At 72.7% G+C, this 23,647-nt stretch carries 25 protein-coding genes and 1 riboswitch; of the genes, 14 read left to right on the forward strand and 11 right to left on the reverse strand.

The window, feature by feature from the left end:
- Positions 1-24 precede the first annotated feature (24 nt).
- From ITX44_RS41510 to ITX44_RS42305, 4 genes are all read right to left on the reverse strand, one after another.
- Entirely contained in the window at positions 25-1,035 is a 1,011-nt protein-coding gene (locus ITX44_RS41510) for a transporter substrate-binding domain-containing protein (protein ID WP_205359921.1), read from the reverse strand.
- An 89-nt stretch (positions 1,036-1,124) separates the two neighbouring features.
- Positions 1,125-1,928 carry an amino acid ABC transporter ATP-binding protein gene (locus ITX44_RS26615; protein WP_307795496.1) on the reverse strand — a complete coding sequence of 268 codons (804 nt, stop codon included), beginning with the start codon at positions 1,926-1,928 and terminating at the stop codon, positions 1,125-1,127.
- On the reverse strand, positions 1,925-3,139 hold the full coding sequence (locus ITX44_RS26620; RefSeq protein ID WP_205359922.1) for an ABC transporter permease subunit: 1,215 nt from the start codon (positions 3,137-3,139) through the stop codon (positions 1,925-1,927). Before ITX44_RS26620 ends, ITX44_RS26615 begins: the two co-directional genes overlap by 4 nt.
- Positions 3,140-3,386: 247 nt before the next feature.
- Positions 3,387-3,521, reverse strand: coding sequence for a putative leader peptide (locus ITX44_RS42305; RefSeq protein ID WP_265934299.1), 135 nt, complete (start codon positions 3,519-3,521; stop codon positions 3,387-3,389).
- A gap of 35 nt (positions 3,522-3,556) precedes the next feature.
- Positions 3,557-3,667: riboswitch (SAM riboswitch) on the reverse strand.
- A 143-nt stretch (positions 3,668-3,810) separates the two neighbouring features.
- Here ITX44_RS42305 and eda point away from each other — a divergent pair.
- Positions 3,811-4,491: a bifunctional 4-hydroxy-2-oxoglutarate aldolase/2-dehydro-3-deoxy-phosphogluconate aldolase gene (gene eda, locus ITX44_RS26625; RefSeq protein WP_205359923.1), complete on the forward strand. Its 681-nt coding sequence runs from the start codon at positions 3,811-3,813 to the stop codon at positions 4,489-4,491.
- 158 nt (positions 4,492-4,649) lie between these two features.
- Here eda and ITX44_RS26630 read toward each other — a convergent pair whose 3' ends face one another.
- Genes ITX44_RS26630 through ITX44_RS26640 form a run of 3 tightly spaced genes read right to left on the reverse strand, consistent with a single transcriptional unit; the run spans position 4,650 to position 6,933 of the window.
- Positions 4,650-5,315: a histidine phosphatase family protein gene (locus ITX44_RS26630; RefSeq protein ID WP_205359968.1), complete on the reverse strand. Its 666-nt coding sequence runs from the start codon at positions 5,313-5,315 to the stop codon at positions 4,650-4,652.
- Positions 5,312-6,055 carry a zinc ribbon domain-containing protein gene (locus ITX44_RS26635; RefSeq protein ID WP_205359962.1) on the reverse strand — a complete coding sequence of 248 codons (744 nt, stop codon included), beginning with the start codon at positions 6,053-6,055 and terminating at the stop codon, positions 5,312-5,314. The genes ITX44_RS26630 and ITX44_RS26635 overlap by 4 nt, the downstream gene beginning before the upstream one ends.
- On the reverse strand, positions 6,052-6,933 hold the full coding sequence (locus ITX44_RS26640) for a Nif3-like dinuclear metal center hexameric protein (protein ID WP_205359924.1): 882 nt from the start codon (positions 6,931-6,933) through the stop codon (positions 6,052-6,054). Before ITX44_RS26640 ends, ITX44_RS26635 begins: the two co-directional genes overlap by 4 nt.
- Positions 6,934-7,120: 187 nt before the next feature.
- Here ITX44_RS26640 and ITX44_RS26645 point away from each other — a divergent pair, with 187 nt between their 5' ends.
- The 4 genes from ITX44_RS26645 (at position 7,121) to ITX44_RS26655 (ending at position 11,415) form a co-directional block, all read left to right on the forward strand.
- Positions 7,121-8,350 carry a hypothetical protein gene (locus tag ITX44_RS26645; RefSeq protein WP_236061648.1) on the forward strand — a complete coding sequence of 410 codons (1,230 nt, stop codon included), beginning with the start codon at positions 7,121-7,123 and terminating at the stop codon, positions 8,348-8,350.
- A gap of 666 nt (positions 8,351-9,016) precedes the next feature.
- Positions 9,017-9,145 (forward strand): hypothetical protein, encoded by a 129-nt coding sequence (locus ITX44_RS42310; RefSeq protein WP_265934300.1) that lies wholly within the window; start codon positions 9,017-9,019, stop codon positions 9,143-9,145.
- Positions 9,146-9,292: 147 nt separating this feature from the next.
- A complete protein-coding gene (locus ITX44_RS26650) occupies positions 9,293-10,624 on the forward strand; it encodes a sensor histidine kinase (protein WP_205359925.1) in 1,332 nt (443 codons plus the stop codon).
- Positions 10,625-10,755: 131 nt separating this feature from the next.
- A complete protein-coding gene (locus ITX44_RS26655; protein ID WP_205359926.1) occupies positions 10,756-11,415 on the forward strand; it encodes a response regulator transcription factor in 660 nt (219 codons plus the stop codon).
- Between the two features lie 8 nt (positions 11,416-11,423).
- On the opposite strand, the gene ITX44_RS26660 is transcribed toward ITX44_RS26655, so the two are convergent.
- Positions 11,424-12,086 carry a TetR family transcriptional regulator gene (locus ITX44_RS26660; protein ID WP_205359927.1) on the reverse strand — a complete coding sequence of 221 codons (663 nt, stop codon included), beginning with the start codon at positions 12,084-12,086 and terminating at the stop codon, positions 11,424-11,426.
- A gap of 103 nt (positions 12,087-12,189) precedes the next feature.
- Between ITX44_RS26660 and ITX44_RS26665 the strand changes: the two genes are divergently transcribed.
- Positions 12,190-13,170, forward strand: a complete 981-nt coding sequence (locus tag ITX44_RS26665; RefSeq protein WP_205359928.1) for a quinone oxidoreductase family protein — start codon at positions 12,190-12,192, stop codon at positions 13,168-13,170.
- A 129-nt stretch (positions 13,171-13,299) separates the two neighbouring features.
- Here the strand turns inward: ITX44_RS26665 and ITX44_RS26670 are convergent, their stop codons facing one another.
- On the reverse strand, positions 13,300-14,643 hold the full coding sequence (locus ITX44_RS26670; protein ID WP_205359929.1) for an NsdA family TPR-like regulatory protein: 1,344 nt from the start codon (positions 14,641-14,643) through the stop codon (positions 13,300-13,302).
- Positions 14,644-14,846: 203 nt separating this feature from the next.
- Between ITX44_RS26670 and ITX44_RS26675 the strand changes: the two genes are divergently transcribed.
- The 4 genes from ITX44_RS26675 to ITX44_RS26690 all read left to right on the forward strand — a co-directional run bounded on the left by ITX44_RS26675 (position 14,847) and on the right by ITX44_RS26690 (position 17,384).
- A complete protein-coding gene (locus tag ITX44_RS26675; RefSeq protein ID WP_205359930.1) occupies positions 14,847-15,365 on the forward strand; it encodes an ATP-binding protein in 519 nt (172 codons plus the stop codon).
- A gap of 35 nt (positions 15,366-15,400) precedes the next feature.
- Positions 15,401-15,721: a hypothetical protein gene (locus ITX44_RS26680; RefSeq protein WP_205359931.1), complete on the forward strand. Its 321-nt coding sequence runs from the start codon at positions 15,401-15,403 to the stop codon at positions 15,719-15,721.
- Positions 15,722-15,947: 226 nt separating this feature from the next.
- Complete coding sequence (locus tag ITX44_RS26685) at positions 15,948-16,319, forward strand: hypothetical protein (protein WP_205359932.1); 372 nt, start codon at positions 15,948-15,950, stop codon at positions 16,317-16,319.
- 96 nt (positions 16,320-16,415) lie between these two features.
- Positions 16,416-17,384, forward strand: a complete 969-nt coding sequence (locus ITX44_RS26690; protein WP_205359933.1) for a porphobilinogen synthase — start codon at positions 16,416-16,418, stop codon at positions 17,382-17,384.
- On the opposite strand, the gene hemC is transcribed toward ITX44_RS26690, so the two are convergent.
- Positions 17,377-18,315 carry a hydroxymethylbilane synthase gene (gene hemC, locus ITX44_RS26695; RefSeq protein ID WP_205359934.1) on the reverse strand — a complete coding sequence of 313 codons (939 nt, stop codon included), beginning with the start codon at positions 18,313-18,315 and terminating at the stop codon, positions 17,377-17,379. The genes ITX44_RS26690 and hemC overlap by 8 nt on opposite strands.
- Before the next feature lie 189 nt (positions 18,316-18,504).
- Entirely contained in the window at positions 18,505-19,956 is a 1,452-nt protein-coding gene (locus ITX44_RS26700) for an MFS transporter (RefSeq protein ID WP_205359935.1), read from the reverse strand.
- Between the two features lie 235 nt (positions 19,957-20,191).
- Here ITX44_RS26700 and ITX44_RS26705 point away from each other — a divergent pair, with 235 nt between their 5' ends.
- The 4 genes from ITX44_RS26705 (at position 20,192) to ITX44_RS26720 (ending at position 23,528) form a co-directional block, all read left to right on the forward strand.
- Positions 20,192-20,770: a class I SAM-dependent methyltransferase gene (locus ITX44_RS26705; RefSeq protein ID WP_205359964.1), complete on the forward strand. Its 579-nt coding sequence runs from the start codon at positions 20,192-20,194 to the stop codon at positions 20,768-20,770.
- Positions 20,771-21,057: 287 nt separating this feature from the next.
- Positions 21,058-21,969, forward strand: coding sequence for an N-acetylmuramoyl-L-alanine amidase (locus ITX44_RS26710; protein ID WP_307795498.1), 912 nt, complete (start codon positions 21,058-21,060; stop codon positions 21,967-21,969).
- Between the two features lie 194 nt (positions 21,970-22,163).
- The gene (locus ITX44_RS26715) at positions 22,164-23,006 is read left to right on the forward strand and encodes a hypothetical protein (protein ID WP_205359936.1); all 843 of its coding nucleotides are present in this window, start codon (positions 22,164-22,166) and stop codon (positions 23,004-23,006) included.
- Positions 23,007-23,240: 234 nt separating this feature from the next.
- Positions 23,241-23,528: a hypothetical protein gene (locus tag ITX44_RS26720; RefSeq protein WP_205359937.1), complete on the forward strand. Its 288-nt coding sequence runs from the start codon at positions 23,241-23,243 to the stop codon at positions 23,526-23,528.
- Positions 23,529-23,647 lie beyond the last annotated feature (119 nt).

Consider the following 23,647-nt stretch of genomic DNA (forward strand, 5'->3'; position numbering starts at 1 on the left):
CGGCCCGGCGCCCGGTCGTACGGGTCAGAACGTGGCGGGCGGGTTCACCTTCGACGCGGCGATACCCGTGTCGGGCACGCCCCACTTGGCGAAGATCCTTGCGTAGTCCCCGGTGGCGATCAGCTTGTTGACGGCGTCACTGAGCGCCTTGGCGACCGGGGACCCCTTGGCGGTCACGAAACCGACCGTGGTGCTGCTGATCTGGCCCAGGTAGGTGGTGCCCGGGACGTGCTGCGCGTCGTACTTCACGCCCAGGGTCGGGCCGAAGAAGATGTCGACCTTGCCGTTGGCCAGGCCCAGGAAGATGGGCGCGGTGTCGGCGAAGTACTGCACGGTGTACGGCTTCTTGCCCGCCGCGGCGCACTTGCCGGCCCCGTCCTGGAGGATCTGCTGGAACGTGGAGCCGGGCGTGGTGGCCACGGTGTGCCCGCACAGGTCGGTGAGCCCGGTGACCTTGCTCAGGCCCAGGTCCGCCGCGCCCAGGAAGGACTGGCCGTCGGTGAGGTACGAGGCGAAGTCGACCACCTGCTCCCGGGCCTTGGTGGCGCCGAAGTTGGCCATGCCGACGTCGTCCTTGCCGTTCTGGACGCCGGGGATGATCGAGGCGAAGGTGCCGTAGTCCGGTTTCCAGGTGACGCCGAGCACCTTGGCGACGGCCTCACGCAGGTCTATGTCGAGGCCGACGAGCTTTCCGTCGGCGGTGGTGCCGGCGTGCGGCAGGCCGGTGGTGCCGGGGGTGCGGGTGGTGCCGAGGGTGAGGACGCCGCTGCTGCGGACGGCGGCCGGCAGTTCGGCCTTCAGGGCCGGGTCGGCGGCGACCGCGGAGACCACGTCCTGGTCGGGGACGGCCGACGCGCCGGCCTGCGCCTTCGGGGAGCCGGCGCCCGGGGTGGCGGCCGAGTCCGAGGAGGAGTCGGAGGAGGAGGACGAGCCGCAGGCGGCGGTGAGGGTCAGACCGGCGAGTACGGCGGCGGTCGCGGCCAGGCGTACGACACGGCGGGCGATACGGCGGGCGGGGCGCGGTTGCGGGGTCACGGCATGCCTTTCCAGGTGGGTGCCGGGCAGTGGAAGGGACGCGAAAGGCCAGGGAAAAAGGCCGGGAAAAGGGCTGGGAAAAGGGCGGGTCACAGGACCGCGGACAGGAAGGCCCGGGCGCGTTCGTGACGAGGAGCGGTGAGGACGGTGCCGGGCGGGCCGGACTCGACGATCCGGCCGCCGTCGAGGAAGACCACGGTGTCGGCGACCTCGCGGGCGAAGCCGATCTCGTGGGTGACCACGATCATCGTCATCCCGCTGACGGCGAGGTCCCTGACGACCGCCAGCACCTCGCCGACGAGTTCGGGGTCCAGGGCGCTGGTGGGCTCGTCGAACAGCATCAGCTGCGGCTCCATCGCCAGGGCGCGGGCGATGGCGACCCGCTGCTGCTGGCCGCCGGACAACTGCCGCGGATAGGCGGCCGCGCGGCCCTCCAGTCCGACCCGGCGCAGCAGGTCGAGGGCGGTGGCGGCGGCCTGCTTGCGCGGGATGCCGCGCACGGCGACCGGTGCCTCGGTGATGTTGTCCAGCACGGTCAGGTGCGGGAAGAGGTTGAACTGCTGGAAGACCATGCCGATCCGGGCCCGCTGCCGGGTGACGGCCCGGGGGCGCAGTTCGTGCAGCCGGCCGCCCTCGTGGCGGTGGCCGACGATCTCGCCGCCGACCTCCACGAAGCCGGCGTCGGGCCGCTCCAGATGGTTGACGCAGCGCAGCAGGGTGGACTTGCCCGAGCCGGAGGGGCCGAGGAGTACGGTCACCCCGCCCTCGGGCACGTCGAGGTCGATGCCGTCCAGGACGGTGTGCTGGCCGTAGCTCTTGCGCAGCCCGCGCACCCGGACCAGCGGCCCCCGGTCCGCGGCGGCGGAGGTTCCCGGCACGTCGGCCCCGGTCATGACAGTCCCACCGGGAGCTCCGTAACGGCCGGACCGGCACTGCGGGCGCCCACGGAAGACCCGGCTCCTCGCGCGCCCGCGGGTCCGAACAGCGGCAGGTTCGCCCGGACCACCGCCCGGAAGCCCCGCGGCTCGCGGCGGCGCGGCCCCTCGCCCCGGCCGCGCCGCCCGGTGCCGCGGGCGAAGTACCGCTCGACGTAGTACTGCCCGATCGACAACAGTGTGGTCAGCGCGATGTACCAGAGGGTGGCGACCAGCAGCAGCGGCATGATCCGGAAGTTCTGGTTGTAGATCAGCTGGGCGGAGTACAGCAGGTCCTGGACCGCGATGACGCTGACGATCGAGGTCGCCTTGAGCATGCCGATCAGCAGGTTGCCGGAGGCGGGGACGATCGCGGGCATGGCCTGCGGCAGCACGATCCGGCGGAAGATCCTGCCCCCGGACAGGCCGAGGGCCTGGGCGGCCTGGGTCTGGCCGGGGTCGACGGACAGGATGCCGCCGCGCACGATCTCGGCGGAGAAGGCGGCCACGTCGATGCTGAGCGCGACGTAGGCGGCCAGCACCCCGCTGAACAGGTGGGCGGTCCGCCAGGTGACGAACTCGGGCCCGAAGGGGATACCGAACGACAACCGCGGGTAGAGCGACGCGAGTTCGTACCAGAACAGGAGCTGGACCAGCGGCGGTATCGAGCGGACCAGCCACACGTAGCCGAAGCTCAGGGCGCGCAGGACGGGGTTGCCGGACAGGCGCATGGCGGCGAGGCCGATGCCGAGCACGTAACCGGTGGCCATGACGGCGGCCGTCAGCCACAGGGTGAGTTCGAGGCCGTGCAGGATCGGGCCGCGCAGCAGGTAGTCGCCGACCGTGCCCCACTCGAACCGCTTGTTGGTCACCAGGGTGTTGACCAGCATCGCGCCCAGCACCAGCAGGGCCGCGGCGGAGATCCACCGGCCGGGGCGGCGGCGCGGCACCGGGCGGGCGGCGAGCAGCCCGGCGTCGGAGGGGCGCTCGAAGAGGGGCCGCGCGGGCGAAGTGACCGCAGAATCAGAGGCGTTGGGCGGCGGGTCCTCGGTCGGTACGTCGCCTCGTACGGGTATCGCCGTGAGGTCGGTGGCGGGGCCGGATGGGGCATCGCCCGGCGAAGTGCCGGGCGGTGCGGGGGGCGAGCCGGTCGTCGGGGGGTCGGCGGGGGACGTCTCCTGCTGCTTCATGGCGGGTGCTTCCCGTCTCGTCGGGTCCGCGGCGGAGCGCGGAGCGAGGGCCGTCGAGTCATTGGCGCGGCACTGGCGAGGGCTGGGAGGACCGGACCGGTGGACGGGTGGGCACGGCGGGGCCCGCGGCCGGCGGCAACAGCAGCGTCCGGCGGCGGCCCTGGCGTCGGGTACGGCGACGGCCTGGCGGTGACCGGGGATGTGCGGAAAGCCGGGAAGCGGGGCGCCGCGCGGGACCGTCGGGCGGTCAGCGGGCCGGGGCTATTCCCGGACACAGCGCGCTGTTCACGCGCTGGAGATCGACGTGGCGGCGGAGCACCCGCAGCAGAAAGGAGAAGGAGCCGCGCGGGTACGAGGCGGCGCTCGCGCGTCGTGCGTGCATGTCCCCGTCCCCCCGCCTGTCCATGCCCCGTCGGGGCTCCGCGCTCACGGGACGTCCGTGTCCCGTCGGGTCGTCACCTGGAGCACCCCACCGCGGCGGAGGGTTGCCGGTCAGCCAGCCGTGACGCGGCGCTGACGCTCATCACCGCCGCCTACGCTATCCGCGGCGTGGCGGGACGACAATCCCCGGAAGGTGTGACGCCCGCCGGAACGGCCGGACCCACCCGGGCGTATTGCACCATGCGCAACGTCCGTTGCAGGCCGTGCGGTCAGCCGTCAGGATGAGCCGCATGACGTCGGTCCTCGGCCTCGCCCCTGTCCTGCCCGTGGTCGTCCTGGAGGACGCGGACGACGCGGTGCCGCTGGCGCGGGCGCTGGTGGCGGGCGGGCTGCGGGCGGTCGAGATCACGCTGCGCACACCGGCCGCGCTGGCCGCGATCCAGGCGGTGGCCCACGAGGTGCCCGAGGCGGTCGTCGGGGCGGGTACGGTGCTGACGCCCGACCAGGTCGCCGCCGCGGGCGCGGCCGGGGCCCGGTTCCTGGTCTCCCCCGGCTCGACCGGGTCGCTGCTGGACGCGATGCGCGGCTCGGGGCTGCCGTTCCTGCCGGGCGTCGCCACCGCCTCCGAAGTGCTCGCACTGCTCGAACACGGCGTCACCGACATGAAGTTCTTCCCGGCCGAGGCGGCCGGCGGCGCCCGCTACCTCGCCGCGCTCGCCTCTCCCCTGCCCCGGGTCCGCTTCTGCCCCACCGGCGGCGTCACCGCCGCCCTCGCCAAGGACTACCTCGCCCTGCCCAACGTCCCCTGTGTCGGCGGCACCTGGATGATCCCGCCCGCCGCCCTCCGCACCCATGACTGGCCCCGTATCACCGCGCTGGCCGCGGAGGCGGCCGCCCTGGTCCAGCCGGGAAAGCCCCCACCTGAATCCTTTACCGCCGACCGCCAACTGTCCTGGAAGCACGGTCTCTGAACGGACGAAGGGCACCCCGCCCGACCTGAATCCTTTACGGCCGACCGCCGGCCCGCCCGGAAGGACGCCACCGGCCGCAGGGGGAGGAGCGGAACCTCCTCGAGCCCAACCCGCCCCCATGCGCCGCACAGAAAAAGCACAGCCTCACCCGGCCGAGCTCACCGCAGGTGCCCCGTGTCGTTGAGGTAGGCGACCCCCGCGTTCTCGTCGTCGTACAGGCTGACCGCCGAAAGAGAGGCCGGGGCGAGGTCCATCCGGAAGAGGGCGTCGGGCGGGGCGGCGAGGGCGAGCCGGAGCAGGGTCTTGATGGGGGTGACGTGGGAGACGACCAGGACGGTGTGCCCGGCGAAGCGGGTACGGAGCCGGTCCTGGGCGCCGCTGACCCGGCGGGTGACGTCGGCGAAGCTCTCGCCGCCCGGCGGGGGCACGTCGGAGGAGTCCAGCCAGGCGTCGAGCGCGGCCGGGTCGCGGTCGCGGGCCTCGGCGAAGGTCAGCCCCTCCCAGGCGCCGAAGTCCGTCTCGCGCAGGTCCTCCTCGACCTCGGGGACCAGTCCGAACCGGTCGGCCGCCACCTGGGCGGTCTGCCGGCAGCGGGCGAGCGGCGAGGTGACGACGGCGTGCACGGGCACCGCGCGCGCCGCCAGTGCGTCGGCGGCGCGTTCGGCCTGCCACCGGCCCTTCTCGGACAGCGCGGGGTCGGGCCCGCCGCTGCCCGAGAACCGCTTCTGCGCGGTCAGTTCGGTCTCGCCGTGCCGGAGCAGCACCAGCCGGGTCGTCCCCGAGGCCGCCGGGGCGGCCGGCGGGGGCGTCGCCGGGGAGGTCACAGCCCGGACTCGGCGGTGCGCACCAGGATCCGGCCGCAGTTCTCGCAGCGTACGACCGCGTCGGCCGGCGCCGCCCGTACCTCGTTGAGCCCGGTGATGTTCAGCTCCAGCCGGCACCCCTCGCAGCGCTTCTGGAAGAGCCGGGCCGCGCCGACGCCGCCCTGCTGGGCGCGCAGCCGCTCGTAGAGCTTGAGCAGGTCGCCGGGCAGGCCCTCGGCCAGCGTCTCGCGCTCCTTGGCGACGGCGAAGCCCTCCGCGTCGATCTCCTGGAGGGCGGTGGCCTTGCGCTGCTCGGCCTCGGTGACCTTGGCCTCCAGCGAGGCGACGCGCTCGGCGAGTTCGGCGGCGCGCTGCTGGGCGGCCTCGCGCCGCTCCATGACCTCCAGGACCACGTCCTCCAGGTCGGACTGGCGGCGGGCCAGCGAGGCGATCTCGTGCTGGAGGTTCTCCAGGTCGCGCGGGGAGGTGACCTGGCCGGAGTCCAGCCGCTGCTGGTCGCGGGCGGCGCGCTTGCGCACCTGCTCCACGTCCTGCTCGGCCTTGGTCTGGTCGCGGGCGGTGTCGCCGTCCTCGGTCCGGGCGGCGACCAGCAGGTCGCGGAGCTGGGCGAGGTCGGCGCCGAGGCGTTCCAGCTCGGCGTGCTCGGGCAGGTGGGCGCGCCGGTGGTCGAGCTGCGCGATGCGCAAGTCGAGGGCCTGGACGTCGAGGAGTCGGATCTGGTCGGCGGGCGCGGCGTTCAGCGGGGGGCTCCTGAGCTGGCTGAAGGGACGGGAGACGTGGGCGTCGTGGAGGGCGCGTGGGCGGTCCACGGATCGGTGACGGTGTGCGAGACGTGGGTGCGCAGCGCCCAGCCGTGCCGGTCGGAGATCTCGTCGAGCTGGCCCGCGGCCTGCTCGCACCAAGGCCATTCGGTGGCCCAGTGCGCGGCGTCCACCAGCGCGGGCGCTCCGGCCTGGCGGGCCTCGGAGGCCGGGTGGTGCCGCAGGTCGGCGGTGAGGAAGACGTCGACGCCGGCCGCTCGCACCTCGGCGAACAGGCTGTCGCCGGACCCGCCGCAGACCGCGACCGTACGGACCGGGGTGTCGGGGTCGCCGGCCACCCGCAGACCGCCCGCGGTACGGGGCAGGCCGTGCGCGGCGCGGGCGGCGAACTCCCGCAGCGGCAGCGGCGCCTCCAGCTCGCACAGCCGGCCCAGGCCCCGGCGGCCCTCGGGGTCGGTCGGGTCGGGCACCAGCGGGCCGGTGACCCGCAGGTCCACGGCGGCGGCGAGGGCGTCGGAGACGCCGGGGTCGGCGCGGTCGGCGTTGGTGTGCGCCACCAGCAGGGCGACGCCGCCGCGGATCAGGGTGTGCACGACGCGGCCCTTGAAGCCGGCCGCGCCGAGCGGCGCCACCGTGGTCGTACCGCGCAGGTAGAGGGGGTGGTGGGTGACCAGCAGGTCGGCGCCGAGCCGGATCGCCTCGTCGGCGACCTCCGGCACCGGGTCGACGGCGAACAGCACGCGCGTGACCTCGGCGTCCGGGTCGCCGCACACCAGGCCCACGGCGTCCCACGGCTCGGCCAGCTCCGGGGGCCAGAGGGCGTCGAGGGCGGCGATGACGTCGGACACGGTAGGCACGGAAGGAAGATTACCCGGCTCGCGGTGCGGTGTGCGGAGCCCGCGGGGCGCCGGGGCAGCGGAGCACACCCGTGGGGGCGGCGCGGGCGAATCGCCGCACCTCTCACCCTTATGCGTGAACCGTCCCCACTCGCGTTGATCGTCCGGACGTGCGAAACCTAGCGTCTGCGGCGGAGGTGACCCATCGATGACCGTGACCGCCGAACGGGCCCCGGCCCGGCACACCACGGGAAGCGGCGGGGCCGGCGACTGGCCCGGGCCGCTGCGGGACACGCACAGCGCCCGGGTGCTGTTCGCCGGGCCGGCGCAGGGGGAGCTTCACGGGCGGGCGGTGTGCCGTACGGGCTTCGCCGTCGCCGCCGACGGCTCCTACGCGGCCTGCCTGGCCGAGGCGTCCGGGTCCGGCGGGCGGTGGTTCGCCGAGCGGTGGACGCTGAGCGGGCCGGAGCCGTACGCCGTGCCGCTGCCGGGGGCGCAACCGGAAGAGGTGAGCGCGAAGGTGCTGCCGCTGTCCGACGGCCGGGTGCTGCTGATGCGACGCTTGGCCGACCGGCACGACGTGGTGCTGCTCCATCCGGCCGGCCCGGGCACCGCCGAGGTGCCGGTGTGCTCGCTGCCCGGTACGGATGTACGGCTGCTGCCGCCGTCCCCCGCCGCCGGTTCCGCCTTCGCGCTGGTGCCCGGGCCGGCCGGCGGCACCGAGATCCGGCAGGTGCACGGCCCCGGCGGGCCGGTCCGGGTCGCCGCCGTGGCCGGCCGCTGTACCGGCGGGGTATGGCTGGACCGTACCGGCCGGTTCCTGGCGGTGGACCGCGAGCGCGACGGCCGTACGAAGACGGTTGCCGTGGACCTGCACACCGGCGAGGTGACCGACCTGCTGCGGATCACCGAGGACAGCGACGACCGCCTGCTGCTGGCCGAGCCGGACAGCGGACTCCTGGTGCTGCGCAGCGACGCGACCGGGACCTCCCGGCTCGGCTGGGGAGTGCTCGGCAGCGGCGCACCCGTCCGCTTCCCCGACAGCCTCCGCCCGGACGGCCTCCTGCTCACCCCGGTCGCCGCGTCCCCCGGACACGGCCTCGCCCTCGTCGCCCTGCGCGCGGGGGCCCCTGGCGGCGCGGAATCCCTCGCCCTCTGGCGCCCGGGCGCCGGCCGCCCGAACTGGCGCCCCGCCCCCGCCGGCTGGCTCGGCCCCACCGCCCTCTGGCTCCCCGACACCCCGCTTCGGCTCCCCTTTTCCCTGCCCGACGGTTCCCTCGCCCTCGCCTCCTACGATGCGCCTTCTGTGTGCCCGCCAGCCCCCGCGGGGGCGCCGCAATCCACTGCGGTGCGCGCTCCCGTCACTCCCGTGACCCGCACGGCGGAGGTCCTCCCCCTCCAGGACGCGCCTTTGCCTCGCGGGGACGCGAGGGCGTAGTCGCTACGCGGCCGGTGGTCCGGATACGGCAGCGGTTGCCCCTTGGGGCGGTGGCGACCCGCGGCCCAGTGGTCGGCTTGTCACGCCCACGCGGCGCCAGCCGCATATCAACTACAGCCCCGCGCCCCTGCGGGGCACTACAGGCGAACCGCCCGCCGCCAGGCGGGCCCTGGAGAACCCCCGGGCGAACCGGGCCCCTGCGGAGTGCGGGTTCGCCGGGAGCGCCCCAAAGGGGCGCGGGGAACTGCGCGAGCAACCACGGACGGCCGGTGGTCCGGACACGACAGCAACAACCCCATTGGGCCGGTGGCGACCCGCGCCCCGGAATGGGGCGGGTCGCGCCCACGCGGCGCCAGCCGCATATCGACCACAGCCTCGCGCCCCTGGGCGTTCCCGGCGAGCCCCGCGGCGCAGCCGCAACCCGGGGCACTCCCGGCGAACCCGACCACCGCCAAGCGGGGCCCGGGCACTCCCGGCGAGCCCCTCCCGGACAGGTGGAACTGGAGTACTCCGGGCGAACCGGAGCAGGCGAACGCAAGTGCCGAGGTGGCCCCGGAGCCGCCGTACCCGGAGGGAGGCGTCATACGTACGTCGATAGACTCACCCACGATCTTGCCCCGGCTCCGGCGCGGGGCCGTACGTGATTCCAGGGGGATAGCAGAACGTATGTCCGACGCACATGAGAACGAGCACATGACCGACGACGCGGCCGGCCGTCACCGCGGCCCGGCCTCGCCGGAGGAGCCCGAGGCGGGTCAGCCGCACGGCCGCCACCGGCGCCCCGCGGACGACTGACCGGTCGCCCGCACCCCGCACGACCCTTCCGTCCCCGGGCGGCCCGTGACAAATGTCCTGGCCGCCCGGGGACAGTCGTCTCTGGCTGCGGACGGCGGCAGACCCGTAACGTGCGGCCCATAGGCACGAACGGTGACGGGGGCCGTGATGAGCGAGGCGAGGGCACGCCAGGGGACACGTACAAGGGCGGACGGCAGGGCGGTACGGGTCGGGTTCGCGAGTCTGCTGCGGGCTGCCGAAGGCGACGGAGGAAACGGGCCCGCGAGGGAACCGGAGGACGAGCGGTGCCGCACGTCGCGGTGGCGGCGGGGCGCGGCGGACTTCGACCGGGAGATCGAGCACCTGAAGGGGCCGGACAGCGGCGCGCTGATCCCGTGGCTGCTGATGGTGATCGGCCCGGCCACCGACATCGCGCAGGGCGAGGTCGCCCATCCGTGGCCGGCCGCGGCCGGGCTGCTGGCGGTGTGCGTGCTGTACGTGGCGATGTGCCGTGCGGCGTTCGCCGAGCGGTGGCGGGACACCCGGGTGCCGGTGCGGCTGCTGGCCGGACTGGCGGTCACCGCGCTGACCCTGGCGATCGCGTACGGCGGCAACTTCCTGCTGCTGTTCGTGCTGGTCTCGCTCGGCGTGGGCAGCGTCGCGGACAGCCGCCGCCGGCTGGGCCTGATGCTGGCGCCGCTGAGCGCCACCGCGGGTACGGTCGCGAGCCTGCACCACGAGGGCTTCTGGTCCACCGCGAGCCTGGCCTACGGCACGTTCTTGTCCGGGCTGGTGGTCTCGGTGATCATCACCCTTTTCCACGCGGTGGCCCAGCTCAAGGCCACCCGGCAGGAGCTGGCGCGGGCGGCGGTGGCGCAGGAGCGGCTGAGGTTCTCCCGCGACCTGCACGATCTGCTCGGCCACACCCTGTCCGTGGTGGTGGTCAAGTCGGAGGCCGCCCGCCGGCTCGCCCCGCGCGACCTGGACGCGGCGCTGTGCCAGGTCGCCGACATCGAGGCGGTGGGCCGGCAGGCGCTCACCGAGATCCGCGAGGCGGTGACCGGCTACCGCGAGGGGAGCCTGGCCACCGAACTGGACCGGGCCCGTTCCGCGCTGGCGGCCTCCGACATCGAGCTGACCGTGCAGGAGTCCGGCCCGCCGCTGCCGCCGCAGACCGAGGCGCTGCTCGGCTGGGTGGTCCGGGAGGGCGTCACCAACGTCGTACGGCACAGCGGCGCGACGCGTGCCCGGATCGAGTTGCGCACCGAGGCCGGCCGGGCCCGGCTGACCGTCACCGACAACGGCCGCGGGCCCGCCGCCCCAGCCGGAACCGGCGTCGGAACCGGGCTCGCCACCGCCGTCCGCCCCCGTACCGGTACGGGCACGGGCCTGCGCGGCCTCACCGAACGCCTCGCCGCGGCCGGCGGCTCCCTCGACGCCGCCCCGGCCCCGGGCGGCGGGTTCCGCCTCACCGCGGTCCTTCCGGTGGAGGAGCGGTAGCCGGGGCTCGCCCGTCAGTACCCCCGCGGCTGGGGCATGCCGAGGCCGAAGACTCCCGGGGGAGGAGCGGTGCCGGCCGCGTACCCGACGCGAACCCGCGCCCCCCGTTGCTCCCGCCCTACCCTTGCCCCATGGGTGAGCGCCCGGGCCACGAGCCGCCCGCAGAACGGATGCCGTCCGCAGCAAAGACAAAGGTGCTGCTCGCCGAGGACCAGGGGATGATGCGCGGGGCGCTGGCGCTGCTGCTTGACCTGGAGGACGACATCGAGGTCGTCGCGCAGGTGGCGGCGGGCGACCGGATCGTGGCGGAGGCGCTGGCGGTGCGGCCCGACGTGGCGCTGCTGGACATCGAACTGCCCGGCCGCAGCGGGCTGGACGCGGCGGCGGAACTGCGCGAGGAGCTGCCCTCGTGCCAGGTGCTCATCCTCACCACCTTCGGCCGGCCCGGCTATCTGCGCCGGGCGATGGAGGCGGGCGCGGCGGGCTTCCTGGTCAAGGACGGGCCGGTGGAGGAACTGGCCGGCGCGATACGGCGGGTGCTGCGCGGCGAGCGGGTGATCGATCCGGCGCTGGCCGCGGCGGCCTTGAGCGCGGGCCCGAGCCCGCTCACCCGGCGCGAGCAGGACGTGCTCAACGCGGCGGCCGACGGCGCCACCGTGGCCGACATCGCGTCCCGCGTCCTCCTGTCCGAGTCCACGGTCCGCAACTACCTGTCGGCCGCGATCGGCAAGACGGGCACCCGCAACCGGATGGAAGCGGTCCGCGCCGCCCGCCGCAACGGCTGGCTGTAGGCCCCGCCCTAGTCCGCGTCCCCCGAGGCCGTGGCGGTGAGTCCGATCGCGGTGGCCGCGAGCAGCCGCTCCAGCCGCGGGGCGAAGTCGAGCGCGACGTGGCCCCAGCGCGGCACCTGCTCGTACAGGCTCGCGAGGGTGGGGGTGGGGTGGGACACCTGCCACAGGCCGGCGGCCAGGACGACCGCCACCGCCAGCAGGCTCTCGATCTGCTCGGCGGTCATGTCGCTGGCGCGGTCGAGTGCGGTCACGATCTCGTCGTGGGCGGCGAAGGCGTTGGCCTTGTAGCGGCGGGCCCGTTCGATGTCGACGTCGCCCTCGAGGCTCAGCGGGACGTGGGTCAGCAGATCGCAGAACACCGGTAGCGCCGCCAGGCTCGTGCTGATCACCGCCGCGGTCCGCGTCGCCCCGAGCCCGGTGCGGCCCTCGGTCCCGGCCTTGATCGCGTCACGCCATTGGCCCCATCCCCGCTCGGCGAGTTCCAGCAGCAGTTCCTCCTTGCTGGCGTAGTACCGCCGCACGCCCGTGCGGTGCAGGCCGGCCCGCTCGGTGACCGGCGCCAGCGTGACGTACCGGACGCCGCCGAGCTCGAGCGCCAGCGCCTCCGCCGCTTCCAGCAGGGCTTCCGCGCGACGTGCCTTGTCCTCGACCGACCGGGCTCTTTGATGCATGGCTCCAAGATAACGCACCCCGGGATGCGCTATCCCTTCTCGCGTGCTACGGTCAGAATTAACGCATCACGACGTGCGTTATCCACATCCGAAGGGAACCACCATGAAGGCCGTACAGGTCAGCCGGTTCGGCGAACCGCAGGTCCTCACCCCCGTCGAGCTGCCGGACCCGGTGCCGGGCCCCGGCCGGATCGCGATCGACGTCACCCACGCGGCCGTCGGGCTCATCGACGTCTACATCCGGCAGGGTCTGTACAAGGACCGCGCGGGGCTGCCACAGCCGCCGTACGTCCCCGGTCTCGAAGTCACGGGCACCGTGCGCGCGCTCGGCGAGGGCGTCACCGGCTTCGCCGTCGGGGAGAGGGTGGTGGCACTCTCCGTCAACGGGACGGGCGCGTACGCGTCGGTCTACATCGCCGGCCAGGAACGGGTCGTGTCGATGGAGGGCTACGACATCGATCCCGCCCTCGCCGTCGCCGTCGTCCCCAACGCGCTCATGGCCCATGTCGCGCTCACCCGCGCCGTCAGCCTGGCCGCGGGCGAGAAGGTCCTGGTCCACGGCGCGCTGGGCGCACTCGCGGCCGCCTTCCCCGGCATCGCACGGCAGCTCGGCGCGTCACGGGTGGTGGGCACCGTCCGCTCCGCGCGGACCGCCGCGGCCGCCGCCACCAGGCTGCCGTACGACGCGGTCGTGGACTCCACCCGGCTGCCCGAGGCCCTGGCCGGCGAGACGTTCGACGTCATCGTCGACCCCGTGGGCGGCGAGGTGCGCACGCAGAGCCTGGACCTGCTCGCGCCGTCCGGCCGGCTGCTGCTGGTCGGCAACGCCAGCGGCGACTGGGAGCACCGCCTCGACGGCAACCGGATCTGGCAGGGCAACATCACCGTCACCGGCTTCAACTCCGGCGCCTATTTCCCGGCCCACCCCGAGGCCTTCGGGCCCGCGGCCGAGGCCGCGCTGAAGGCGGTCGCCGCCGGGCTCGCCGACACCGAGATCGAGATCCTGCCCCTGGCGCAGGCGGCGACCGCCCACGAACGGCTGGAGAACCACACGGCGCAGGGCCGCCTCGTCCTCGCGATCTGAACGACCACCCGGGCGGCGACCCGGGGGCCGCGGGCGTCGGGGCGGCGGACCGCCCGGCGCGGCGGCCGGACGGTCCTTGCTTCCCGGAGTTCCAGGCTGAGCCCTGGCTCGTCGGCCACTGGTTGTTCGTCAGGCCGCGGCGAGTTCGGGGAGTGCCTTGAGCCGGTCCCGGAACTCGCGGACCGCGGGCTCCTTGCCGTAGCGGTCGAGCTTGCCCGAGAACGCGTGCAGCCGCTGGACTGCCCGGTTGGATGCGACGCGCTGTTCGAGAAGGGCGATGCCGTGGTTGGCGGCAACGAGGGCACCGTCCAGGTCACCGCCCGCCAGATGCGCTTCGGCAAGTCGTCCGGCCCTCACCGCCTGGTCGCGGGGGACGGCGGTGCTCACGGAGGCGGCCAGGAAGTCAGTCGCCTCCTCGGACCGCCCGGCCCACAGCAGGACCTTGCCCTTGGTGGAGTTGATCTGCGATTCGCCGAACCACTTCAGCCACTGGCCCCGCTCGTCGTTCGTCCGGTCCCAAAGGGTCACCGAGCGGTGGAGCGCGCTCGCGGCTTCCCGGTGCTCCTGCTGCTGGGCGAGGGCGGCGGCAAGGTGCAGGTAAAGGTATGCGCGGGTCACCAAAGGCACGGTTCCGGGTGTTTGGTCCAGCGCCGTACGCAGCAGGCTTGCCCGCTCCCGGTTGTATCCGCCGTCGGAGGCGTGGACGCCCATTTCGGCGAGCAGGAACGCGCCCAAGTCGCCGTCCCCCGCGGTCCGGGAGGCCCGCAGCGCGGCCACGTAATACTGCTGGCCGGCGCTGTGCAGCCCGGAGTCGTAGGCCATCCAGCCCGTCAGGTACGCGACCTGCGCGGCAAGTGAGTGCAGCCGCGCTCCTACCGCGTCGGTGTACCGGGCATGCCTGATCAACGAGGTGATGAGTGCCAGATCACCATGGGCCTGCTCGAGCAGACGTGCCCCGCCCATCTGGTCGTCAAGGCTGCGCAGAGTCCCGACCCGCAGTTCGAGGTCGGCGAGCATGTTGTCGGTGACACGGTCTCCGCCTGCGGCTGCGGCGAAGGCGGACGGTGCTGCTGCCCAGCTCATAGCCAGGGCAGTGAGTGAGACGCCGGTGATCGTGAGGAATCCTCTGCGGTCCATTCGCGCGCTCCTGACCAAATCTTCGACTGCTGCCACGGTACCCGGCAGCGTCCAGGGAGCGTTGAGCGCGGCCACTTCCCAGACCGGCAACCAGGCCGGCCACAGATCCGGGGCCGCATCAGTGGCAGGGACTCCCAGCAGGTCAGCCAGCACGTACTGCGCATCGCGATCAGGGGTTTGACCGTGTTCCCACTTCCAAACTGTCGTGCGATTGGTCGCGAGCGGCACCCCGAGCCTGGCCCCGTGGTCCTGCATAAGACGCGCGAACTCGGCAACGCCCCAGCCGTGGGTGTGCCGTAGGTAGGCCAGCGGATGCGTTAATGGCGACTCAGCCATGCTGTGGTCCTGCCTTCCTGACCGTTGTTATGAGCCTACCCAGTCACCAGGCACAACGGCCTTTGGCCGGGAAGAGAAACCCCCTAGAAACCTTTTCCATCACGCGCCATACCGAGAACCTCTTAACTACCGCGTCACTCCCCGGCGCAAAGCAGTGCCAGGGAATGTCGCGTAGTCAGTGAGTGCCTTCAGGAGGTGTGACCGTGACCGGCATCCAACAGCCATTGCACAGCCGCTTGGACCTGGCGTCGTCGCCGAGCGCGATCCGGTGGGGTCGGGCTCATGCCAGGGACGTACTGGGCCGGTGGGGCGTGGCAGAGGCCGCCGCGGACGATGCGGTCGTGGTCGTGTCCGAGCTGTTGTCGAACGCCGTTGAGCACGCCGTTCCGGAGCGCGAGGTCGTCGGCGCCTACGAGGACGCCCGGTGCAGCCTGCTTCTCTGGCTGACCGGGAACGGGCTGACGGTTGCGGTCCACGACTGGGACGTGCGCGTGCCCCTTCCCCGGCCCGATTCACCCGACGCCGAGCACGGCCGCGGGCTGACGGTGGTGCAGGCCCTCAGCGAGGCATGGGGCTACACCCATCCCTCGCCCGCACCGGGCAAGCTCGTCTGGGCACGCCTGGCGCCTCGCCGCACGCAGGAGGCACCCGCAGGGCAGCGCAGCTTAGAGCCCGCCACTCGTCACGCCCCGACGAGCCCCGGGGTGGTGATGAGCCCATGAGCGTCGGCCGGCTCGGACCACCGAGGACGGGCCCGATGCGGCCGCCCCTCTCGCCCGACCGCCCACCGCCCACGGCCCGGGCGGACGACGCGAATTCGTGGACCACCGGCCAGTGCTGGCTGTGGTGCGGGCGGGAGCCGGCCCGGGTCCTGCGGATCGGCTCGGCCACCACCCTGAACGTCACCGCGGACGTGTTCGCCTGCACCGCCTGCGTCCGGATACTCGCCGACCGGATCATCGACACCCACATAGTCAAGGACACCGGAGCCGGTGACATGCGAGGCCCGGACCTGGCCGGAACACCCAGCCACCACAGCCACCGGCCACCCACCGGGCGGCACCGCCGCCTCCCCTGACCGCCGCTCCGGCCCACGGCTGCCAGCCGCCAGGCGCAACGCGAGTGACCTTGGCGGGCGACAGCGCCCCGGATTCCCCACCCCCGTGCCCGGGGCCGGCTTCCCCGTCCCGCGTGACGGGACCGGCACCACCCACCCCGCACCACTCAGAACCTTCGGCCGTGCACGCCCTACCGGCAGTCGGCCAACCCTCGAAACCCAGCCACTTCACCGACAGGACAGCGCTATGCCCACCACCGCCATCGCCCCCAGCCGTGCACCGATCTGCTCGACCCTGACCGTGCTGCCCGACCCCCTCGCCCGTACCGCCCTCGCGTGGGCGGGAGACCCGCACGGCGTGCCCGCCGACATCCGGGACCTGCGCTGCACCCTGCAACACCACACCACCGGCCACCACTACGCCATGGTCAACGCCGTCGCCGACAACAGCGCCGTATGGACCCGATGGCCCCACGACGGCACCCCCGACAGCCTCCTGGTCCTCCCCGACTGCCCCGCCACCCACCCCGAACACGGCCACTGCTGCGAATACGAGGGCCACCCCGGCGGCCACACCTGGCAGCTCCACGACCCCTGGAACCCCACCACAAGCCGCTAGAAGAACACCCACACAAGCGGCCTCGGGCGGGCGGCGGTGTTCTCGACCGCTTGGGGCCCATGATGTCGCACACTTTCCAATGCTCAAGGGGGAGACATGACTGTCGCGGCAGACAGCGCGGCGACCGCCAAGGGGGCGAGCCCGCTACGCAATCGACCGGCCGTCCGAAACCTGCTGGAGTCACGAGCGCTCACGCCTGCCGACCTGTCGATGGTGCTGCTCGTCACCGCAGAGTCCGCGGAGCGGGAAATGCCCACCACGACCGTGTCGAAAATCCCGGCCATCATGCGCAAATGTGCCGAGTTCGGGATCAGGTCGGTGAAACTCTTCGCCGAATCGACTGAGCGGGACAGCACCGGGGAAAAGGCTCTCGCCACCGATTCGCTGATGGTCCGAGCGGTTCGGGCTGCCAAGGAAGCAGTTCCCGAGGCCGCGGTCATGACCGAGGCGTGTCTGTGCAGCTATACGTCGGATGGCGTCTGCTACCTCACCGACCGGCACGGAAGACCGGACATCCCGGCGACGGCGGACGTCACCGCACGGCAGGCCGTCATCCACGCCGAAGCAGGAGCGGACATCGTAGGTCCCGCATCGATGGTGCTTGAGGTCACCGGGGCCGTTCGTCGTGCGCTGGACGAATCCGGGCACGAAGGGGTGTCCGTCATGCCTCATGTGATTTTCCGGAGTTCGCTTTATGACGGGTTCCGGCTCACGATGGGAGCCACCCTCAAACCGGGAGCCGACCGAGAATTCCAGATCAACCCGGTCCAGGCCGACCAGTTCGTAGACGCCGCACTGCGCATGGAAGCAAACGGCGCCGACATGCTGCTTTTGGAGCCGGCCTTGTTCACCGGGGACGTACTCACGAAATTAAGGGGGTTGACGCGCGCCCCGCTCTTCCCGTTCTCCGTGTCCGGCGAGTACACGACTCTCAGCCGCCTGGACGCCGAGACCGGGCGACGCGATGTGCGGCGACTGGTGGAATTGTTCACCATGCTCAAGCGGGCAGGGGCGGCAGCGAGCGTCACGTATGCCGCGCTGGACATCGCTCGACAACTCAGCTGATCGCCGTAGCCGCTCGCGCCTCGTCGAGGATCGAGTTGGCACCTTGGTCAATGAGATCGGCAGCCAATTCGGCGCCGAGCTTTTCGGATTCATCCGCAGGACCTGTCCGGGAACCCGAAACCCGCTCGGCGCCGTCCAGTGAAGTTACTTGCCCGAACAGACGCAACTTGCCATCCGCCCGTAGCTGGGCGTAAGCGCCGACCGGCACGCTGCACCCTCCGTGCAGTTCGGCGAGGAACGCGCGCTCGGCCCTGACCTGAGCGTCAACGGCCGCGTCGCCCACGGTGGAAAGTATTTCACGGACGGCCGCCTTGTCCTCGCGGACCTGAATCCCCAAAGCGCCCTGCCCCGGGCTCGGCGGAAAAAGTTCAAGTGGCAGCACCTCACCGATGGCATGCTCAAGGCCGAGCCGGCGAAGCCCTGCCACCGCCACGACCACCGCGTCCAGCCCCTCCGTCTCGATCTTCTTCAGGCGGGGCGGAACATTGCCGCGAATGGGAACTACCTGGAGGTCAGGACGAACAGCGAGGAGTTGCGCCGCGCGGCGAGGGGCACCCGTGCCGACCCTCGCCCCTTTCCGCAATCCGGCGAGAGTCGAACCGCACAACGCATCGGACACCTCCTCCCGCCCCGGCGGAGGCAGCAGCATCAAGCCGGGCGGGTTCGACGTAGGCAGGTCTTTGAGGGAATGGACGACCACATCGACGTCCCCGCGCGCCAAGGCCGCTTCCTGTTCGCTGCTGAATGCCGATCCGCCACTGACCGCCGACACATCGGAGACAAGCGACCTACGGTCTTTGTCGCCGCCTTCCAGAATGACCCGGTGCGTGAAGGTGACCGCCGGAAACTGCTCGCGCAGGGGGCGCAGGTACTCCCGTACCTGCGCTTTGGCAAGCATGCTCGCGCGTGAGCCGACGAGGTACTGAACCACGGTGACCAACTCTCCGAGCGCGGCAAGGACTCGGACCAGATTACGCCTGGTGCAGCAGTGCTTTTACGGACAGCATGTCGGGACAAGAGCGAACAATCAATGTCCCGAATGCCCCTGCCGCGATCTGCTGAATACGGCGGAGGCGGCGGACTGCCCGGCGCGGCGGCCGGACGGTCCTTTGCGCGAGGACTAGGCAGCGTCCTTGCGTGCGCCCGGCTTGGGCAGGAAGGCGGTCAGGCAGGTGCCCGCGGCGATGATGGCGGCGCCGATGAGGAACGCGCGGGCGTAACCCGAGGCGAGGGCGGTGTCGTAGGAGGCACCGGCGGCGGTGCGGGCCGAGATGCGGTCGGCGGCCGTGGTGGCCAGGATCGTCAGGCCGAGGGCGCCGCCGAGCTGGCGGGAGGTGTTGAGCAGGCCGGAGACCAGGCCCTGTTCACCGGGGCCGACGCCCGAGACGGCCGCCGCGGCGATGGGAGTCATCAGCAGGCCGGCGCCGAACATGGTGACGAGACCCGGGCCGAGGATGGTCCCGGCGAAGCTGCCGTGCGCGGACAGGGTGCTCTGCCAGGCCAGGCCGCCCGCGGCGAGGGCGCCGCCGGTCGCGCCGATCCACCGGGGGTCGATCCGGGCCATCAGACGGGGCGCCAGCTTGGAGCCGGCGATGATGGCGACGGTGTGCGGCAGGAAGGACACGCCGGTCTTCACCGGGCTCCAGTGCAGCACTCCTTGCATGTAGAGGGACAGGAAGTACCAGGTGGCGAAGGTGGCGGCACCGCTGGCGAGCAGCACGGTGTTCGCGGCGGACACCGAGCGCACGCCGAACAGCCGCAAGGGTATGAGCGGCTGGGCGGTGCGCTGCTCGACGACGGCGAGCACGGCCAGCAGCACCAGGCCGGCGACGATCGGCAGCAGGGAGTCCACCGAGGTCCAGCCGTGCGACTCGGACTGCGAGATGCCGTACGCGAGGGCGGCCACACCAGCGGTCACCAGCACCGCGCCGGGTATGTCGAGCCGCCGTCCGGCCGCGCCGCGGCTCTCGGTGAGGCTGTAGAGGGCGCCGGCCAGCACCACCATGCCGACCGGCACGTTGACCAGCAGCACCCAGCGCCAGGACAGGTAATCGGTGAGCACACCGCCGACCAGGGCGCCGGCCGCACCGCCGCCGGCCCCGACCGCGGTCCAGGTGCCGATCGCCCGGGTCCGCTCGGGCCCCTCGGGGAAGGACGTGGTCAGGATGGACAGGGTGGTGGGCGCGAGCACGGCGGAGCCGAGGCCCTGCACCGCCCGGGCGGTGATCAGCATCCAGGGGTCCTGGGCCAGGCCGCCGGCCAGGCTCGCCAGGGTGAACAGGCTCAGCCCGGTGAGGAAGACGCGCTTGCGCCCGAAGAGGTCGGCCGCCCGGCCGCCCAGCAGCAGGAATCCGGCGAAGGTCAGGGCGTAGGCGTTGACCACCCACTGCTGGCCGGTCTCGCCCATGCCCAGGCTGGTCCGCATCGACGGCAGGGCCACGTTCACCACGGACACGTCGAGCACCACCAGGAACTGCCCGGCGCACACCGCCATCAGTACTGCCCACGCCGGCGCGGCGGTCCCCCCGCCGCCTCGTCCGGTCCGCTGCCGTTGTCCCAGGAGTTCGGTCATGGTCCCCATCCTCGCGGACACCCCCGGCCCCGCGTCATCGGGATTTCGTCCTACGCCCGGAGGTCCGGGATCACTGGGCCGCCGTACGCGCGCCGCGGCGGCCCGGAGCACACGGCGCGGGAAGCCCCGGGCGCATCGCAAGGGGTTGCCCAAGTGGGGCGCGTCGCCTGCCGCCGCCCAATAATGTGATCGCGTGACCGATGTGCTCGCGGCCTTCGAGGCCGCCAAAGGGTTCATGCCACTGGACGAGGGGCTCGCGCTGTACGCCGCGGCAGGGAAGGCCGCGGCGGAACTGGGACTGCCGCTGCTGGAGGTGGGCACCTACTGCGGGCGGTCCACGATCCTGCTCGCGGACGCGGCCCGCGACGCCGGCACGGTGGCAGTGACCGTCGACCACCACCGCGGCAGCGAGGAACAGCAACCGGGATGGGAGTACCACGACGCCTCGCTCGTCGACCCGGTCACGGAGCGGATTGACACCCTGCCGGAGTTCCGGCGCACCCTGTACGCGGCCGGGCTCGAGGAGCACGTGATCGCGATCGTCGGCCGCTCGCCCCAGGTCGCCCGGCTGTGGCGGCAGCCCCTCGGGCTGGTCTTCATCGACGGCGGCCACACCGAGGAGCACGCCAACGCGGATTACGAGGGGTGGGCCCCTCGGGTCGCCGCGGGTGGGTTGCTCATCATCCACGACGTTTTCCCCGACCCCGCGGACGGTGGGCAGGCCCCCTTCCACATCTATCGGCGTGCCCTCGACTCCGGTGTCTTCGCCGAGGAGTCGGCGACCGGCTCCTTGCGGGTCCTTCGCCGAGTCTGAGTACGGTTCGCCCCAAAGGGGCGCGGGGTCCCCCAGACTTCGTCCGGGGGTGCCCCCAGCGCGAGCAACCACCCACTGCCGGTGGTCCGGAGACGGCAGCAACTGCCCCTTCGGGCCGGTGGCGACCCCGCGCCACGGATGGGGCTGAGCGCGCAGTTCCCCGCGCCCCTGACCACTCCGGGCGAACCGTCACCTTTAGGCGGTGCCCCGCGCCCGGGGGGCTGTTCCGGGCGAACCGGCCCGCCGCCGGGCGGGCCCACTTCCGGGGACCCGATAGAGTCGCTCACGTGTTCAGCAACGAGGCCGGCGGGGGCGGGCGTCGCGGCCCCCTCATCATCGCGGCGGCCGTGGCCGTCGCTGCGTGCCTGGCGGGCTGGCTGGCCCTGAGGGCGAACGGGAGCACTCCCGGCTCCGGAACGAATACGCCGATGAGCCTGGGCGGGTCCGCGCACGCCACCGGGCCGGCCGTGCACCCGGCGGCACCGACGCCGTACGGCACCCCGCACACGACGGGCAAACTGCCGCTGGCGGGCCGGGTGATCGTGATCGACCCGGGCCACAATCCGGGCAACTCGCATCATACCGCGCAGATCGCACGCCTGGTGGACGTGGGCAACGGGCGCAAGGAGTGCGACACCACGGGCACGGCGACCAACGCCGGTTACCCGGAGGCGTCGTACACCCTGGACGTCTCGCGCCGGGTGCGGGCGATCCTCCAGGCGCGGGGTGCCACGGTGAAGCTCACGCAGGACGGCAACCTCCCGTACGGGCCGTGCGTGGACGAGCGGGCCAGGATCGGCAACGCGGCGCACGCCGACGCGGCGCTGTCCATCCACGCCGACGGCGGGCCGGCCTCGGGCCGCGGCTTCCATGTGATCGCTCCCAAGTCGCTGCGCGCGGGCATCGCCGACACCCGCGCGATCGCCGCGCCGTCGCTGCGGCTGGCCACCACGCTGCGGGCGCACTTCGCGGCGGCGACGAAGGAGCCGTTCGCCACGTATCTGGCCGGCGGCAAGGGGCTGACGGTGCGCGACGACCTCGGCGGGCTCAACCTGTCGAAGGTGCCGAAGGTGTTCATCGAATGCGGCAATATGCGCAACTCCGTCGATGCCAGGGCATTGACGGACGCGGCATGGCGGCAGCACGCTGCCCAGGGGATCGCCGACGGGCTCACCGCCTTCCTGGAAGGGAAGAGGTGACAGGGCTGTAGCAGTCCGGTATGGATCGCGCACCAATGGTCAGACCCGGCCCGCCGCACCAAGATCACACCCGTACGATGGTGCACCCCGTTGTGCCTCGCCGTGCCGACCGACCCCACCGCATCGCAGCGCGCAAGAGCTGAGCGGCAAGACCGTACGACCGACCGACTCATGACGTAAGGACAGGACCTGACGTGAACATCCGCTCCCTGACCCGAGGAGACGGCGCGGTGATCGGCGCAGCGGTGCTGCTGCTGATCGCCTCGTTCCTGCCGTTCTTCTCCCTCGACCTCGGCGACGGTTCCAAGTCGGCCAGCTCGTGGAGCCCGGCCCTGTTCCCGCTGCTGCCGACCGTGACCCTGGGCGCCCTCGCCACCGCGGCCTTGTTCGTGTTCGCGCGGCAGCAGCCGGGCCGCCAGGTCATCGGGCTGACCCTGGACCAGTGGGGCACCGCGCTGGGCGTGTTCGTCGGATGGGCGGCCTTCTGGTCGATCTTCTCCACGGTCATCCCGTCGGCGATGGGCAGCAATCATGGCGTGAGCAAAGGCGCGGGGGCTTGGCTGACGTTCATCTTCGGTATCGGGCTGGCCGTGGTGGCGGTCCTCAACAACCGCCTGCCCGCGCTCAAGGCGCCGCTGATGGGGGCGACCCCGGCGCCGCAGCCGTACGTAGCCGGCGGCCCGCAGCCGTACGCGGCCGGTCCGCCGCAGGCCGGTTACGGCTACCCAGGCGGCGCCCAGTCCGTCGAGGGCGGCTACGGCCAGCCCGCCGCGCAGCAGCAGTCGCCGTACGGCGCCCCGGCCCCGCAGCCGACCGCCGCCGCCGCGAAGCCGGCCGGTGACTTCTCCGCCTTCTGGTTCGCGGTTCCGGTGCCGCGCCCGTTGTACTCGGAGGACGGCACCGGCGGCCAGATCGCCGAGCTCACCCCGGGCACCTGGTACCTCGCGGTGGACCAGCGCGGTGCGGCCCTGGTCGCGCAGACCCAGGACGGGCGGCGCGGCGTCCTCCAGGACAGCAGCGGCATCCAGCGCGGCTGAGCCGTACCGGTCATACGGTCGCCTCGCGCGCGGCGGCCGGCGAGCCGGAGACACGGAACGAAGAACGGCCGGTGCGCCCCCCACGCGGTTGCGGGGGGGCGCACCGGCCGTTCCGGCGTCCGGAGACCGGTACGCCGGGTGTGCGTCCTGCCCCGCCGGGTGGCGCGCCGGCCGAAACCGGTGTACACGCGCGCGTGCGGGTTTTGCCCGGGCTTTCGGGGCAAGGCGAACGGCATGGCCAGACGGTATGGCGGCAACCCCGCCGCGGTGATCATCCTGGTCGCCGCAGACATCGCAGCACTGATCCTGTTGTTGTGGATCCTGTTCTTCGTCTTCGACGCCAACCGGGCGAACGACCTGGTCAACTGGGTCCACCACTCGGCGGACTGGCTGGCGGGCTGGTCGAGGGACCTGTTCACGCCGAGCAATGCCAAATGGCGCACGGTGCTCAACTACGGTCTGCCCGCAGTGGTGTACCTGGTGGTGGCGCATGCCGTGGCCGGCCGGGTGAACCGGGCCTGACCCGTACGGGATCAGGGCCGAGAAGGAACGAGCGGAACGGGAACGAGCGGAACGGGAACGAGCGGGAAAGAGCGGAAAGCACAAGGCGGGCTGCCGGACGGGCAGGCCCCCGGCGACGC

Origin of the sequence: Actinacidiphila acididurans (genome assembly GCF_016918855.1) — a bacterium.
Taxonomy (GTDB): domain Bacteria; phylum Actinomycetota; class Actinomycetes; order Streptomycetales; family Streptomycetaceae; genus Actinacidiphila; species Actinacidiphila acididurans.

Bases quoted from the DNA above. Each gene is read 5' to 3' on its own strand.
- ITX44_RS26615 (WP_307795496.1), bottom strand. From the start codon at position 1,928: ATGACCGGGGCCGACGTGCCGGGAACCTCCGCCGCCGCGGACCGGGGG.
- ITX44_RS26620 (WP_205359922.1), bottom strand. From the start codon at position 3,139: ATGAAGCAGCAGGAGACGTCCCCCGCCGACCCCCCGACGACCGGCTCG.
- ITX44_RS42305 (WP_265934299.1), bottom strand. From the start codon at position 3,521: ATGCACGCACGACGCGCGAGCGCCGCCTCGTACCCGCGCGGCTCCTTC.
- eda (WP_205359923.1), top strand. From the start codon at position 3,811: ATGACGTCGGTCCTCGGCCTCGCCCCTGTCCTGCCCGTGGTCGTCCTG.
- ITX44_RS26645 (WP_236061648.1), top strand. From the start codon at position 7,121: ATGACCGTGACCGCCGAACGGGCCCCGGCCCGGCACACCACGGGAAGC.
- ITX44_RS42310 (WP_265934300.1), top strand. From the start codon at position 9,017: ATGTCCGACGCACATGAGAACGAGCACATGACCGACGACGCGGCCGGC.
- ITX44_RS26650 (WP_205359925.1), top strand. From the start codon at position 9,293: ATGAGCGAGGCGAGGGCACGCCAGGGGACACGTACAAGGGCGGACGGC.
- ITX44_RS26655 (WP_205359926.1), top strand. From the start codon at position 10,756: ATGGGTGAGCGCCCGGGCCACGAGCCGCCCGCAGAACGGATGCCGTCC.
- ITX44_RS26660 (WP_205359927.1), bottom strand. From the start codon at position 12,086: ATGCATCAAAGAGCCCGGTCGGTCGAGGACAAGGCACGTCGCGCGGAA.
- ITX44_RS26665 (WP_205359928.1), top strand. From the start codon at position 12,190: ATGAAGGCCGTACAGGTCAGCCGGTTCGGCGAACCGCAGGTCCTCACC.
- ITX44_RS26670 (WP_205359929.1), bottom strand. From the start codon at position 14,643: ATGGCTGAGTCGCCATTAACGCATCCGCTGGCCTACCTACGGCACACC.
- ITX44_RS26680 (WP_205359931.1), top strand. From the start codon at position 15,401: ATGCGGCCGCCCCTCTCGCCCGACCGCCCACCGCCCACGGCCCGGGCG.
- ITX44_RS26685 (WP_205359932.1), top strand. From the start codon at position 15,948: ATGCCCACCACCGCCATCGCCCCCAGCCGTGCACCGATCTGCTCGACC.
- ITX44_RS26690 (WP_205359933.1), top strand. From the start codon at position 16,416: ATGACTGTCGCGGCAGACAGCGCGGCGACCGCCAAGGGGGCGAGCCCG.
- ITX44_RS26700 (WP_205359935.1), bottom strand. From the start codon at position 19,956: ATGACCGAACTCCTGGGACAACGGCAGCGGACCGGACGAGGCGGCGGG.
- ITX44_RS26705 (WP_205359964.1), top strand. From the start codon at position 20,192: ATGCCACTGGACGAGGGGCTCGCGCTGTACGCCGCGGCAGGGAAGGCC.
- ITX44_RS26720 (WP_205359937.1), top strand. From the start codon at position 23,241: ATGGCCAGACGGTATGGCGGCAACCCCGCCGCGGTGATCATCCTGGTC.